Origin of the sequence: Bradyrhizobium manausense (genome assembly GCF_001440035.1) — a bacterium.
GTDB classification, from domain to species: Bacteria; Pseudomonadota; Alphaproteobacteria; order Rhizobiales; family Xanthobacteraceae; genus Bradyrhizobium; species Bradyrhizobium manausense.
Window position 1 is genome coordinate 21,913 of the sequence record NZ_LJYG01000034.1, and the last position, 13,826, is coordinate 35,738.

Annotated in this window: 11 protein-coding genes and 3 pseudogenes; 6 read left to right on the top strand and 8 right to left on the bottom strand. The window is 60.3% G+C overall.

The window, feature by feature from the left end; translation table 11 throughout:
- Positions 1-1,386 (bottom strand): annotated as a pseudogene (locus AOQ71_RS47430) (cation-translocating P-type ATPase); the annotation flags it as partial.
- A 195-nt stretch (positions 1,387-1,581) separates the two neighbouring features.
- On the opposite strand from AOQ71_RS47430, the gene AOQ71_RS07590 reads away from it, so the two are divergent.
- Positions 1,582-2,163, top strand: coding sequence for a hypothetical protein (locus AOQ71_RS07590; RefSeq protein ID WP_057743932.1), 582 nt, complete (start codon positions 1,582-1,584; stop codon positions 2,161-2,163).
- A gap of 34 nt (positions 2,164-2,197) precedes the next feature.
- On the opposite strand, the gene AOQ71_RS07595 is transcribed toward AOQ71_RS07590, so the two are convergent.
- The gene (locus tag AOQ71_RS07595; protein WP_245316785.1) at positions 2,198-4,495 is read right to left on the bottom strand and encodes a heavy metal translocating P-type ATPase; all 2,298 of its coding nucleotides are present in this window, start codon (positions 4,493-4,495) and stop codon (positions 2,198-2,200) included.
- Between the two features lie 708 nt (positions 4,496-5,203).
- The gene (locus AOQ71_RS07600) at positions 5,204-5,542 is read right to left on the bottom strand and encodes a hypothetical protein (RefSeq protein ID WP_057744174.1); all 339 of its coding nucleotides are present in this window, start codon (positions 5,540-5,542) and stop codon (positions 5,204-5,206) included.
- Between the two features lie 139 nt (positions 5,543-5,681).
- Between AOQ71_RS07600 and AOQ71_RS50180 the strand changes: the two are divergent.
- From AOQ71_RS50180 to ribB, 4 genes and pseudogenes are all read left to right on the top strand, one after another.
- Positions 5,682-5,954, top strand: a pseudogene (locus AOQ71_RS50180) (Crp/Fnr family transcriptional regulator); the annotation flags it as partial.
- 28 nt (positions 5,955-5,982) lie between these two features.
- A complete protein-coding gene (locus AOQ71_RS42845; protein WP_083514032.1) occupies positions 5,983-6,093 on the top strand; it encodes a sugar-binding domain-containing protein in 111 nt (36 codons plus the stop codon).
- A gap of 12 nt (positions 6,094-6,105) precedes the next feature.
- Positions 6,106-6,888, top strand: a pseudogene (locus AOQ71_RS07605) (SDR family oxidoreductase).
- A gap of 180 nt (positions 6,889-7,068) precedes the next feature.
- Positions 7,069-8,145 carry a 3,4-dihydroxy-2-butanone-4-phosphate synthase gene (gene ribB, locus AOQ71_RS07610; protein ID WP_057744178.1) on the top strand — a complete coding sequence of 359 codons (1,077 nt, stop codon included), beginning with the start codon at positions 7,069-7,071 and terminating at the stop codon, positions 8,143-8,145.
- Positions 8,146-8,277: 132 nt separating this feature from the next.
- Here the strand turns inward: ribB and AOQ71_RS07615 are convergent, their stop codons facing one another.
- The 5 genes from AOQ71_RS07615 to AOQ71_RS07635 are packed head-to-tail and all read right to left on the bottom strand — an operon-like array spanning position 8,278 to position 13,023.
- Complete coding sequence (locus tag AOQ71_RS07615) at positions 8,278-9,411, bottom strand: branched-chain amino acid ABC transporter permease (protein WP_063958206.1); 1,134 nt, start codon at positions 9,409-9,411, stop codon at positions 8,278-8,280.
- Between the two features lie 15 nt (positions 9,412-9,426).
- Positions 9,427-10,284: a branched-chain amino acid ABC transporter permease gene (locus tag AOQ71_RS07620; protein ID WP_057743935.1), complete on the bottom strand. Its 858-nt coding sequence runs from the start codon at positions 10,282-10,284 to the stop codon at positions 9,427-9,429.
- Entirely contained in the window at positions 10,281-11,003 is a 723-nt protein-coding gene (locus AOQ71_RS07625) for an ABC transporter ATP-binding protein (RefSeq protein WP_057743940.1), read from the bottom strand. Before AOQ71_RS07625 ends, AOQ71_RS07620 begins: the two co-directional genes overlap by 4 nt.
- The gene (locus AOQ71_RS07630) at positions 11,000-11,752 is read right to left on the bottom strand and encodes an ABC transporter ATP-binding protein (RefSeq protein ID WP_057744181.1); all 753 of its coding nucleotides are present in this window, start codon (positions 11,750-11,752) and stop codon (positions 11,000-11,002) included. The genes AOQ71_RS07625 and AOQ71_RS07630 overlap by 4 nt, the downstream gene beginning before the upstream one ends.
- A gap of 5 nt (positions 11,753-11,757) precedes the next feature.
- Complete coding sequence (locus tag AOQ71_RS07635; protein WP_057743943.1) at positions 11,758-13,023, bottom strand: ABC transporter substrate-binding protein; 1,266 nt, start codon at positions 13,021-13,023, stop codon at positions 11,758-11,760.
- Between the two features lie 262 nt (positions 13,024-13,285).
- On the opposite strand from AOQ71_RS07635, the gene AOQ71_RS07640 reads away from it, so the two are divergent.
- Entirely contained in the window at positions 13,286-13,819 is a 534-nt protein-coding gene (locus tag AOQ71_RS07640) for a 2,4'-dihydroxyacetophenone dioxygenase family protein (RefSeq protein ID WP_057743946.1), read from the top strand.
- Positions 13,820-13,826 lie beyond the last annotated feature (7 nt).

The following is a 13,826-nucleotide window of genomic DNA, read 5'->3' on the forward strand; positions in this document are numbered from 1 at the left end:
GAGCCACTCCGCTCGCATGGCGTCATCAAGCGCGCCTGCGCCGTTACCGACGGCTACGCGCGTCGTCGCCGCAAGGACCGCCTCGGGCGCCCCCTTCACGGCGATCAGTACATCCTGCCCATGCTCATGAACGGTCGCCATCATCTTGGCGACCGGATCAAAAGCATGCTTGCGCACGACGCCATGGCCTTCCAGCAAAGCTGTCCGCTTGAAGCCGGCGCGCAGCCCGGCACGCAGAAGCGCGATCTCCATGGGATCGCCGCTGCCGCGCTCGTCGAGACCATTGAGATGCGCATCGTTGCAGAGGACCGCGATCCGGAGCAATTCGGAAGCCTGCGGATCGTTGGCAATCTTCGAGCGCCCGCTTCTTTCTGGAGCGCCGGTCTCGAGCTCGATCTCGCCTGACGACGTGCAGAGCCGTCGCACCGTCATCCGATTTTCGGTTAGGGTACCGGTCTTGTCGGTGAGAATGACCGTGGTCGCCCCGAGCGTCTCGACCGCCGAGAGACGTTCGATCAGTGCATTTTGCTGCGCCATGCGCCACATGCCACGCGCAAGCGCAAGCGTCGCGACGATGGGGAGACCTTCGGGAATTGCGGCGACGGCGAGCGCGATGGCCGCCTCGATCATCAGGAGAGCGTTTTTACCACTCAATAGACCAACGGCACCGATGATGGCGGCGACGACAATCGTCGCCCAGACGAGTTGCACCGACAGGCGCTCGAGCTTGCGCTCAAGGGGCGAATGACCCGGATCGGCTTCGAGAACTAGCCGCGTCACCCGGCCTAGTTCTGTGATGATTCCGGTCGCGACCACGACACCAACGCCGGTGCCGCGCGTAATCGCGGTGCCCTTGAACGCCATCGAGGCGCGATCGCCGAGACGGGTGTCTGCGCCGACCGGGCACGTCTGCTTGTCGATGGCGACCGATTCGCCGGTCAACGTCGACTCGTCTGCGGAGAGACGGGAAGTCTCGATGAGGCGCAGGTCGGCCGACACCGCGTCGCCAGCGTCCAGAACGACAATATCGCCCGGAACGAGCTCCTCGGCCGGCACGACATGAACGCGACCCTCGCGTCGGACGCGGACGGTGCGCGATCCAAGCGCACGCAAGGCCTCGATCGAGCGCGCCGCTTTCAACTCGGTTAGGAAGCCGATCAGCGCGTTGATGGCAAGGACCGCAATAATGGCACTGCCTTCCTCCAGTTCGCCGAAATAGAACGCCAGCCCGGCTGCAAAGCTCAAGAGATAGACGACCGAACTCTTGAACTGGTGCAACAACAGGCTCGTCACGCGGGTGGGCTGCCGCGAGGTAATCGTGTTCGCACCGAAGCGCTTTCGTCGCGCGTTGACCTCAGCATTGGAGAGCCCCTCGGAAACGGACACGCGCAATTGCCGCAGCAACTCAGCGACCGGCAGAGCATGCGGGTTTCCCGGCAGGACTAAGTGTTCAGCGACGACGTGCCTTTCTATAGCGAACCTCCTTTACGCCGAGAAACGGGCACTTAAGATACTCGAGCCTCGATACACGGTATTGACTTGAAGCAAGCGAGGGCAACGAAATCCGGAGCAGTGAAGCCGATGATTGCCCAAACATCCGAAGAGACGATCGAGCTTCGGGTCGACGACATCGCCCAGCTCTTTCACACGCTTGACCCTTTCCCGTTTCGCGAGCGTGATCTCGATAGAGAAGCGGAGGAATACATTGTCGGCTGGGCGCGGGAGCTCTCGGGCCAGCCAGCGATCCGGATTCGAGTTCATCATCCTGATACTGATACGCAAGCGAAAGCCGCGCTGGTGCTCCGCGAAGCCTTTGGTCACTATTTTGCGGATCGAGCGAACGCAACTCAAAGAGATATCAACGAGCTGTTCAAAATAGGCCGCTGGTCGCTGGCCATCGGACTCGCCATTCTGATCACGTGTCTGCTCTTGGCGCACGTAGTCGTTGGCTCGCTGTTCGGCGAGCCCTTGCGGCGTCTCCTGGAGGAGAGCCTCTTGATCTTGGGGTGGGTTGCGAACTGGCGCCCGTTGGAGATCTTTCTGTATGACTGGTGGCCGCTCGTTCGTCGGCGTGATCTTTACCGACGCCTTTCTAAGGCAGTTATTGAAACTCGGCCCATCGTTCAGAGCGATGCCGGTATAGCAGCCAGCCAACACGGATAGTGCCGTTTCAAGGTAGGAACGGCGTGAACGTCAGCTAAGCCGCCGCCTGGGACGCCACGGCTTCGTAAATATCCTCCTCCTGGGCTGTGTGCATGCGCACCAGCGTTTCGATCGCCTCGATGACCCGCTGGGCGTCTCGGACAAGGTAGCGGTCGACTTTCTCTGACGGCAGATCCTCCACGATCCGATCGAGCAGCCGGGTCAGGTGCAGGATCTCCCGATGAGCGCGGCTCATGGCAGAAAGGCCGTAGCGTTCGCGTAGCACCTCCGCAAGCTTCGGATAGACGCTGTCCTCATCGGCGCGCTCATGCGTGGCAACGCTGCCCTGGACGATGCGCTGAGCATCCCCGATGAGCACTGCGGCGGACGCCGGCGTCGCATCGTCCAACGCATCGACGATCTTGCGCAGGCGGTCGAGGTCCTTGAAGAGGACCTGATGATCGTGATGCAATGCCAGCCCCTGCTCCACGGTGATGCGTGCACCGCCACTGCCGAGTCCCGGAGTGAGCGCCCGCAATGCGTTCAGGATGACCGCAATGTCGATGACCTCCTGGACGATGGCTGCGGGCACAGGATCAAGCCAGCCGACGGCAGCAGCGACCATTGCCACTAACGACAACCCCATGCCGACCACAATGCTTTGCAGAGCGATGCGTCGTGCCCGCTGCGCAATCATGATCGCTTCGCCAACGCGATCGAGCCGGTCGGCCAGGATCACCACATCGGCGGCCTCGGACGACGCGGTCGCTCCGCGCGCGCCGAGCGCGACCCCGATATCGGCGACGGCCAGCGCCGGGGCATCATTGATGCCATCGCCGACCATGACGGTCGGATGCAGCCGCTGTTCGCTGCGCACCGCCTCGACCTTGTCCGAAGGAACGCGGTCGGCCAGCACGGCATCGAGGTCGAGCGCTGCACCCATGGCCTGCGCTGCAGCGGCGCGATCGCCCGTGACCATTACCATGCGCGCGATGCCGGCATCGCGCAGCAGCCGGATCGCTCGGGGCGTATCGGCCCGCAGCTCGTCGGCCAGTAGCAGCGCGCCGATCGAGCGGCCATCTACAGCGACGAAGACGATGAGGGCCGAGCGCCATGAGGCGCGCCGGATCGCACGCAGCTCCCAAGGCGACAGTTCGGCATGCGAGCGAACCAGCTGCCGCGAGCCCGCAGTGACACTTCGCCCGTCAATCACGCCGCTCAAGCCGGTGCCTATGGTCTCCTTGACATGTTCGGGCGCTTTGAGTTTGAGGCCACGATTGAGAGCCGCGGCCACGATGGTCTTGGCAAGCACGTGATGTGAGGCCTGCTCGAGCGATGCCGCAAGCCTGAGAACCTCGTCCGGATTCTCCCCGGGAGCGACCTCGATCGAGAGCAACCGTGCCCCTCCGACGGTCAGGGTGCCGGTCTTGTCAAATAGCACCGTATGCGCGCGAGCCAGCGCTTCCAGCGCTCCTCCACCCTTGACGAGAATGCCGCGCCGGGCCGCTCGCGCCACCCCGGCGATGAAGGCGACCGGTGCGGCCAGGATCAGCGGGCAAGGCGTCGCCGCCACAAGCACAGCAAGGCTGCGCGTCAAATCACCGGAAATCCGCCATGCCAGAAAGGCGACGACAAGCGTCACCGGGAGAAGGATCAGCGCAAAACGGTCGGCCATTCGCACAAAGGGAGCCTTCGCCGTTTGGGCCGCCGTCACCATGCGCACGATGCCGGCGTAGGTGCTCTCCCCGGCCAGCGCAGTCACTGTCAACTCGAAGGTCTCACCCGCGTTCAACGAGCCGGAAAGAACCGCGCTGCCACGGGTCTTCTCGACCGGAATGGGTTCGCCGGTAACCGCGGATTCGTCGATGATGGCCGAGGCCGAGCCAACAATACCATCAACCGGCGCGACCTCACCGGCCCTTACGAGAAGCTCGTCGCCGATCGAGATTGCCTCGATCGGGACCTCTTCGATGCCCTCGTCGCGCTTGCGGTGTCCCTGCCGCGGTGCCCGATCGACCAGGGAGCGCAGGTCACGCTCCGCCCGCGCGATCGCGATATCCTCCAGCACGTTGCCGCCGGAATACATCAGCGCAACGACGGCCCCGGCAAGTGGCTGGCCAAGCGCCAACGCCGCGCTCATCGACAGCAGCGCAATCGCGTCCACGCCGAAGCGACCGCTCAGAAGATCCCTTACGATCGAGACCGCCAGCCCTCCGATCACGGGCGCCGTGCCGAGTTCCCAGGCAAGGTCGGCCAGATCAGGCTTGCCCGCCGCTCGCGCGAGAATACCCACGGTCAGTCCCGCAATTGCGATCGCAACCAGACCCCACCTCAGGACCCGCTCAAACAACATGGCTTCGTTCCACAGCTAAACGAACGTCACCTACTTCCGAGACCAGCTTAGCTGTTTGAGCAAGATCAACCGGCGAGACGAAGAAGAATGCCTATCTAGAAGCCTGCCTGCAACGAGGTGAAGGCGTCAAACCATACTTGAACCGCGGTGCGGGTCCCGCAGGCCATCACGCTAATATCGCCGCTCTGCCCTGGTTCGTTCGCTCAGGGATGACGAGAATCATGCGCCGGCGCCGTGCCAAGACGAAGCGCTTTTTGAATCGGACGCCAAAATTCTTCAGAGATGCCTGAGCTCACCTGCAGTGAATGGGAAGCTTAAGCCCTCTTAGGTACAGTATGAAACGTGTCATAGTGATTCTGGGTTGCAGAACTTGTTGGAGGCGATGCAAACGTAAGGGAATTTTGTCGCCAGTTCGGCGGCATTCAAGTTCAGAAGCTTCTGGCTGTTCATCGGGCTGCGCAAATCGAGCCGCGAAGCCGATGCCGGACTTTCGACCTGCCCCAAAAGAGGTTCTCACACAGCCTGGGCCACGAATTCTCGCCTTTTCGACTGCCGGTCGAATATCGTAGACGGGAACATCAAGGCGTGCGCGGCATGTCGGACAGCTCTAAGTCATGGTCGGAGGGGGCAGCCGTCAATGCCCGATCCGCGAGGATCGATAGTGATCTGGTCAATTCGTGGGTAATCGCATCACGCGAGACTGACGCCTTATAAAGGGCTCGAACTTACCATCACGCGCAATCGACAACAGAACTCTTCCACGAGGTCATGCGTAACCTGAAAGTTCGCCAGGACCTTCTCGGCCCGTAGCCGATCTTCTGTTCCGTCAGCAAACGCGTCACGCAGCCTGCGAAGATAATTCAAGCGATCTCGACATTTGCTGGCTCTCTTTTCCGCGAACTCCAGATACTCCAAGTTGCGGCCGAGCTTGTCTTCTTCGGCAATCATCAGCTTGCTGATGGTTTCTCGATTGCGGTCGCTAATGTCCTGGCTGGTCAAGATGTTGAGAAAATGATCGATGTTGGCGCATTCGACAAACCTGTCCACGAAGCGTCCTCCCCTCTCGAACCGAGTGAAAGGTAACCTCGCAGCGCCGCATCTAGCTACCTTCCCGAGAGCTTCAAAGTTGATCGCGATCAAAATACTATTCGATGAAAAGAGTAGAGATACGGGCTGGAGCTGCCCGATGACGAAATACACAGCAGGACCGGCTATTCACGCGGTGGACCCCTGGGTTCCTGGCAATCCCGTATCGGGTGAACGTCACCAATTGCTCAGCGACGAGGAGCGGGCTCAGCTCACGAGGATCGCAACCGTCGTTCGCTTCGAAAAGGGTCAAAAGATTTACAGGGAAGGGGAAACCGCAGAGGCGGCATTCAACATCATCAATGGAGTAGTCACCGCCTACCGGGTAGTGCAAGACACGGAATACGTCCTTTCGTTTTTATATCCTGGTGATCTTTTTGGTCTTTCAGAGGAAGGGCGATATGCAAACGCAACGCAAAGTCGAAGCGATCCGCGCCTGCCTGAAGGGCGGCCTCATCAACGTGCTGATAACCGACAAGTTTACCGCCGAAAGGCTTCTGAAGCCCGACTAGGAAGGGACGGAAATGAATCGCTTTGCTGGCAAGACCGTCGTGATCACTGGGGCCAGCCGCGGTATAGGCGCGGCCCTCGCCCGTCGCTTTGCTCGTGAGGGCGGTGCGGTCGTCGTCTCGGCAAACGAACCGGCCTGCGAACGTGTCGCCGCCGCAATCACCGCGGCAGGCGGCAAGGCGATCGCGCAGGTCGCGGACGTGACCAAGAAGCCCGATGTCGTCGCGCTCTACGATGCGGCCGAGCGCGCATTCGGGGGCGTCGACGTTTCAGTACAGAACGCCGGCGTCATCACAATCGCTCGCATCGAGACCATGACCGAGGGCGAATGAGACAAGGTGATGGAGGTCAACACCAAAGGCGTTTTTCTTTGCTGCCAGGAAGCGATAGCTCGCATGCGCCAACACGGGCATGGCGGAAGACTGATCAATACGGCTTCGGGCCAGGCGCGGCAGGGCTTCGTCTTCACACCGCACTACGCGGCCTCGAAGTTCGGCGTTGTTGGCATCACGCAAAGTCTTGCCAAGGAGGTCGCCAAAGAAGGGATCACCGTCAACGCCTTCTGCCCAGGCATCATCGAGACCGACATGTGGGCTTACAATGACGAGGCGTGGGGAAAGCTGTTGGGAGACTACAAGCCCGGTGAACTGATGGCCGAGTGGGTTCGCAACATTCCCATGGCTCGCGCGGGCTCCGGAGAGGACGTCGCCGGTTTGGTGACGTTTCTCGCGAGCGACGACGCCGCCTACATCACGGGCCAAACTATCAATGTCGACGGCGGCCTCATCATGTCCTGACGGATAAAATGTTGCTCCGAACTGCCGTCCCGCGGAAAATCTCTGCTCCCAATTCATCGAAATGCGAACGGAATCCATGGTCCGGGCCGGCGATCGGCTCTGGGGGAGCTTGCCCATTGCACCCCCCGGCGATCTGGGTCATACGGCACGCTCCTATCGCAACGAACGGACTCTATGACGATGGCACACTCCATTCCGGAAGTTCTGAAGGCTTTTGCCGCTGGCGAGCTCGTCGTCGTTACCGACGATGACAATCGCGAAGGCGAAGGCGATTTGATCGTGGCCGCGTCCCTCTGCACGCCCGAGAAGATGGCGTTCATTGTCCGCCACACCTCCGGGATCGTATGCGCACCCGTCACGACTGAAGACGCCCGTCGGCTCCGGCTTGATCCGATGGTCGCACACAACGACTCCAACTATTCGACGGCATTCACGGTCTCGATCGACTACAAGCCTGGCATGACGACAGGCATCTCGGCGGAAGAGCGCACCGCGACTTGCCGCGCTCTCGTCAATTCGAACGTCGGCCCGAACGACCTCGCGCGCCCCGGGCACATCTTCCCTCTGATCGCCCGTGACGGCGGGGTCCTGATGCGCTCCGGCCACACCGAAGCCGGGATAGATCTTTGCCGGCTGTCGGGTCTGCCGTTGGTCGCCGTTCTCAGCGAGCTGATGAACGACGACGGCACCGTCATGAAAGGTCCTCAGGTTTCGGCGTTCGCAGAGAGGCACAATCTCAAGCATGTCACGATCGCCGACATGATTGCGTATCGCCAGGCGCGGGAAAAGTTGATCGAGCGGGTTTCTTCCTTCACTATCGATAGCCCGATTGGCCCGCTTCAAGCGCACGCATACCGGTCTCCATTCGATGAGATCTATCACTTGGCGCTCGTTTACGGAAACATCGGCGACGGTACGAACGTCCTGACGCGCTTCTACAAGCCAAACATCGTGAAGGACCTCTTTGGGGGTCCGCAAAAGGTGTTGCAGGCTCTGGAGCACTTCAAGAAGCGCAAGTCCGGCGTGCTTGTGTACCTTCGGGATGGTGCTGCTGGTGTGCCCGTGGCCCCCATCACCGAACAGAATTCCGCCGATGCAGAACGAAACAAGCAGTGGCGCGAGGTGGGCGTGGGCGCACAGATATTGCGAGACCTTGGCGTTTCCTCGATCTGCAACCTGTCCTCATCCGTCCACGACTATAAGGGACTATCGGGCTTCGGCATCGAAATTACCGGAACCGAACCTTTCGACGGATGATGGCCGGTCGATCATCATGAGCTTAGGCCGCGCGGGTGCTTTGCCCGCTCCGCTTTTCGGCCTTCTAGCTGTCTCTTGCCGTTTCGAAGGTCCGGCTCACCACATCGGACGCGCGCGACGCCCTAGGCGGAGCTATAGCTGGTAAGTTTCTCTCCCCGGTTTGATGCTTGCTGCATCCACGTGTTTCGTGCCGTTCACCCCGTTGGCATCGCCGAAGCCGCGCTTTCGATCTGCCCCGCTTCTGCACTCTTGATCTTCTCCCGCCCGTTGGGACTGATTGACCACGACGCGAGTCACGGGAAACCAGGGCCAATTCACCAATCTTGAGAGTAAACTCCAGATACCGCCTGGCGAAAACAAGGCCATAACGAGGGTCAGGAGGCCGAGGGCGACAAGGTAAGTTGCCCCGAACTGTCCGAAAAAGCGTGTGGCGAAGAAGTACAGCAGCGCACCAATGATCGGCCCTTCCAGCCTGCCGACGCCTCCGACCATCACACTGAAAATGCAAATCGAGGACCAGTAGGGATCGAAGCCTGCGTCGGGCGTGATCCGCAGCTGGGCCATGTAGTACAATGCCCCGGCCATTCCCGTTCCGGCCGCCGCCAGCATCCAGATCATCAAGCGGATTCTCTTGACGTTCACGCCTTGGCTCGCGGCCGCGACTGGCTCATCGCGATTCGCCGTGAGAGCGAGCCCGAAGCGCGAGCGAAGAAGCACATACGAGCCTCCGACCGTCAACAACAGCAGGAGCGAACTCATCATCGTGAGCCCCAAGGCCCGTTGACCGGGCGTGTACTGCGCCATCACGCGCAGTGACATTCCCGATCCGCCATTCACATAGGAGATATTTGCCGTCAGGAGCCTAAGAGCTTCCGCAAAGACCCAGGTCCCGATGGCGAAGTAAGGGCCCTCGAGCCGACGCAGCAAAATATAGGCCGGGATCGAAACTGCGGCTGCCGCGAACGCGCTAAGCGGTACCGTCCAAAACGGATTGAAGCCCATGTTGTTCGCAAATACAAAAAGAACATAGCCGCCGACGCCGATAAATGCCTGCTGGCCTACAGAAACGAGGCCTGCATATCCCGCAAGCAAGTTCCACATTTGCGCGATCGCAATAAGGCAGCTCAGTTCGATGACCCATCGAATGTGACCATTGCTGGCCCAGTACGGCATCGTCGGGATGGCCGTGACGATCAGCACACTGACTGCGAGCGCAATAACGCTCGAGGTCGTCTGTCGCCGCACAATTACGTTGGAATAAGACATTGATCTGCCGGCTGCTCAGGTGCGGGACATCAAGCCCTGCGGACGCAAGGCAAGCACGAGTAGAAAGACGATATGACCGGAGAGGATGCCCCATCCCGGATCGGCACGAGAGCCGACCACTTGCGCGATGCCCACGATCATCGCGCCAAGAAATGCGCCGCTGATATGCCCCATTCCCCCGATGATGACGGCTTCGAACGCGTAGATGAGCTGAGCGCCACCATCCGCGGGGGCCACCGTCGTGCGGGTCGCTTGGCAAAAGGCTGCTGCGCCGAGAATGCCAACCGCTATGGCGGTGGCGAGTGCATAGACGCCTTTGGCGTCGACCCCCGATAGAGTTGCGGCCTCTCCATCGGCCGCCGCAGCCCGCAAGGCACGTCCGAACTTCGTGTATCGGAGTGCCAGATGAAGGCAGGCGGTCAGTGCGACCGCGAAGGCAAATACGCCGAGCGGGAGAACTCCCACATAGAGGGGACCCAACTCAATCGACATGGATGAGAGTGCACCAAGCGAGAGCGATCTCGTGTCGGCCGACCAGATCTGCAGCATGAGGTTCTGCAACGCGATCGACAGGCCAAAAGTAGCGACAAGAGAGGGCAGTGGGTCGGCCTTGACGACTCTATTCAGGACTCCCCGCTGAAGAGCCCACCCGATGATAACGCCCATCGGCACCAGAAGAAAGGGAGCAACAAGCGGCGAAACTCCGAGGACGCCGACAAGAGTTATTCCGAGAAGCGCCAGCAGAATGACGAGATCGCCGTGCGCGATGTTGACGATTCGCATTACACCGAACATCAACGCCATTCCCAGAGCATACTGGGCATAGAGCCCGCCCAGAAGAACACCCTGAACGAGCGCGTCCAGCCACTTCATGAATGTGCTCCAAAGTATGCGCGGGAAATTGCCTCCAGACCGATCTCGCAGGACGGGCCGGAAAGAGTCACGCGTCCTTCCAGCAAACAGTACAGGCGATCACTTGAGGACTTTGCGAGAGACACGTCCTGCTCAACAATCACGATGGACGTGCCGCCCGCGCGGATCTCGGGAAGCTTCTGGTAAATCTCTTTGACGACCTTGGGAGCGAGACCCAGTGAGATCTCGTCACAAAGAAGCAAGCGAGGCTGTGCCAGCAGGGCGCGGCCTACTGCAACCATCTGCTGTTGCCCGCCCGACAGCCTTTCGACCAATTCGCGACGGCGCTCCTTCAAGACCGGGAATAGTTCGTGGATTCGCGGGATTGTCCATCGCAATGCTTGCTCGACATCCGTTCGTGATCGGTCGAGGCAGACGCGAAGATTGTCCTCCACCGTCATTCCCCTGAACAATCTGCGCCCCTCAGGAACCATCGCGAGCCCTTTGCGCACCAGGGCATGCGCCGGAGTTCTCGACGTCGATTCGCCTGCAAATGCGATCTCACCGGCGCTGGGAGATATGAGACCTGTGACCGCCTTCAAGAGCGTGCTCTTGCCCGCGCCATTTGCCCCGATCAGCGCAACAACTTCACCGGCTGCGATTTCGAACTCGACATTGAAGAGCGCTTGAAAGTCGCCGTAGGCCGCGCACAGATTCCTTACCTTGAGGATCGCCCTCATGCCTCGATCCCCATGTACGCCCGGCGAACCTCCGGGTCGGCCATAACATCACCTGGCTTGCCATCCGCAATCTTGGAGCCGAAATCGAGAACCATCATGCGGTCTGCGACTGCCATCAACGCGTGGACGACGTGCTCGATCCAGATGATCGTCACGCCGCTATGTTGGATCTTCCGAATCAACGAGACCAGATCGGCAGCTTCTTCATCGGTCAATCCGCCGGCGATTTCGTCGAGCAGAAGCAGCTTCGGCTCACCTGCCAAGGCCCGCGCCAGTTCAAGTCTCTTGCGGTCGAGAAGGGTCAGCGCGCCCGCCGGGCGGTTCGCCCGGGAAGACAGACCACAATCCTCAAGGACTGCCAAGCAGGTTCGATACGAGTCGCGCTCCGATTTCCCGGCCGAGAACATCGCCGAGACCAGAAGATTCTCGAAAGCTGTCATGGCCCCGTACGGACGCGGGATCTGATAGGTTCTCCCGATACCGAGCGCGGCTCGTCGATGGGCGGGCAGCTTTGAGAGTGGCCGGCCGGCGAGTGCTATCTGGCCAGAGCTTAATCCCAGATCGCCGCTGATCAGATTGAAGAGCGTGGTTTTCCCTGCTCCATTGGGACCAAGCACGCCCAATACCTCGCCTACTCCGACGTCGAAGTCGACGTTCTTGATCACATGCAAGCCAGCAAACGATTTTGACACGCCACGAGCGGACAGCAGGACCGCGCCCGAGGCGCGATCCCTTGGTTCAACGGCCATGGTGTTCACCACGCCATCGGCTGAAGCTTACCCTCGGGCTCCATGATCGGATAAAGCGAGGTCTCCACGATCTTGAGATCGAAGGGGCGCTTCATGCCTTTGACCCACTGCCCCCCGAGGATCGGCGTCTTGGAGACGTTCGGGTGCACGCCACCGAACTTCACCTGACCAATCAATGTGTGCAGATCCGTAGTCTTAAGCGCGTCCCGAATCGCCCCGCGATCCAGCGGATCTTGGCTCCGCCGCAGCGTATCGATGATGACCTCCCAAATGGCATGCGAGTATCCGAGCGGCTGCGTCCATTGCTTGCCGGTTGAGCTTTCCCATTTTGCCGCAAGTTCCGCGGATGTCTCGCCGGTCAGCGATGATTTGTACGGGAAAGAGGGTGTCCACCACACCTCTGTGCTCATTCCCGTTCCCAGTGGACCGATCGCTTCGACCGCAGACGGGAAGAGCAGCCCCGCTGCAGCGGTGACGACGCGCGGCTTGCAGTTTTGCTGGGCGGATTGAAGCACATAGGTTTTCAGATCGCCCGGATAGACGAGGCCCCCGAGTATATCGCAGCCGGCCTTCTTGAACTCCGCGATTTGCGCCGAGAAGTCATTGGTGCGAGGTTGAAACTTGCTTGGCGCCGTGACATCGAAGCCGGCCTTACGCATCGATGGCGGCAGTCCGATCTTCTCGTCCCCCCACACCTCGCCGTCCGTATTCCTGGGAAGAAGCAAGCCGACTTTGTGATTGCTTTCAGTGGATCGCCAAATGTTGACATAGGTCGCAATGATGTCCTCAAGGCCCCAGAAGAAATGGTAAGTCCAATGAAACTGGCCGCCGCCACGCGGCATGATCACGGCTTGCCACGGCGCCGTCGATGACACACAGGGAACGCCGTAGAGCTCGGATTGCTCGGAGACCGGCAGCGTCACGTCGGTGGTCGAGGCCGGCACCATCAGGTGGACCTCGCCATTCTGGATCAATTCGCCGGCGAGCTCGGAGGCGCGATTGGGATTCGACTGAGCGTCACGGTCGAGTATCTCGATCGAGTATTTCTTGCCGCGGATTTCGAGACCGTCTGCGAGGAATTTGCGGATCCAGTTCAGAGCGTACTCGTCCGTCTCGCCGAACTGACTAAGTTGCCCGGTACGCGGACTCACAAATCCGATCTTGATCGTGCTGGATGATTTCGCTCGTAGGACTGCGGGGGCTGCAAGCGCCGCCACACCCGCTGCCAAGATCGACCGACGCGTCATACCATTGAGACGCCTGCTGTCCATATTTCCCCTCCTCTGTTTCCTCGCGCTGCTTCTTCAAGCTGCATTGCCCGCCGAATCCCGCACCCGCGACGCACTCGGGTATGAGCTGGCTCGTATAAGCAGCGGCTTGGTTTCATAGCCGAGGCTCCCCGCGTTGTCCCGAGCCAGAACCAGCTATGTCGCTGTGAGCGAAACGATCGGCCGCGCTGGATCAAGCCGCCCTGCAACAGCCTCCGCGACGTTCGTGTAACAGTGCCCGCCTCACTTCAAGCGGAGGATTCCGATGCCCGAGGCGGCCACAAACGAGTTCTGGAAGAACATCAAGCCGATTGAGAAGATTTTCCAGCCAGACGCGCAGCCAGAAGTTTACATCCCGAACGCGCCCATCGATGACGAGCGCTATTACGTCCCACTCACGGAGACGGTTTCAACGCGTCCGCTCTGGATCTCGCCGTCGCAAAACAGATGGTGCGATATCCTGATGGCCAAGAAGGCCGGGCTGGTAAATCGTCACTACCATCCTCATCAGGTTTTCGCCTACACGATCTCTGGCAAATGGGGGTATCTCGAGCACGATTGGACGGCGACCGCAGGTGATTTCGTCTACGAGACCCCCGGCGAAGGCCATACGCTGGTCGCGTACGAGAGTGACGAGCCGATGCGTGTTCAGTTCAACGTGACCGGGCCCCTCATCTGGCTGAACGAGAAAGGCGATCCGGACGGATATTTCGACGTGCATATGTACATCGACCTGGCGCGCAAACATTACGACAAGGTCGGTATCGGCGCGGCCTACATCGACAAGCTGTTCCGCTGAGGTTTGC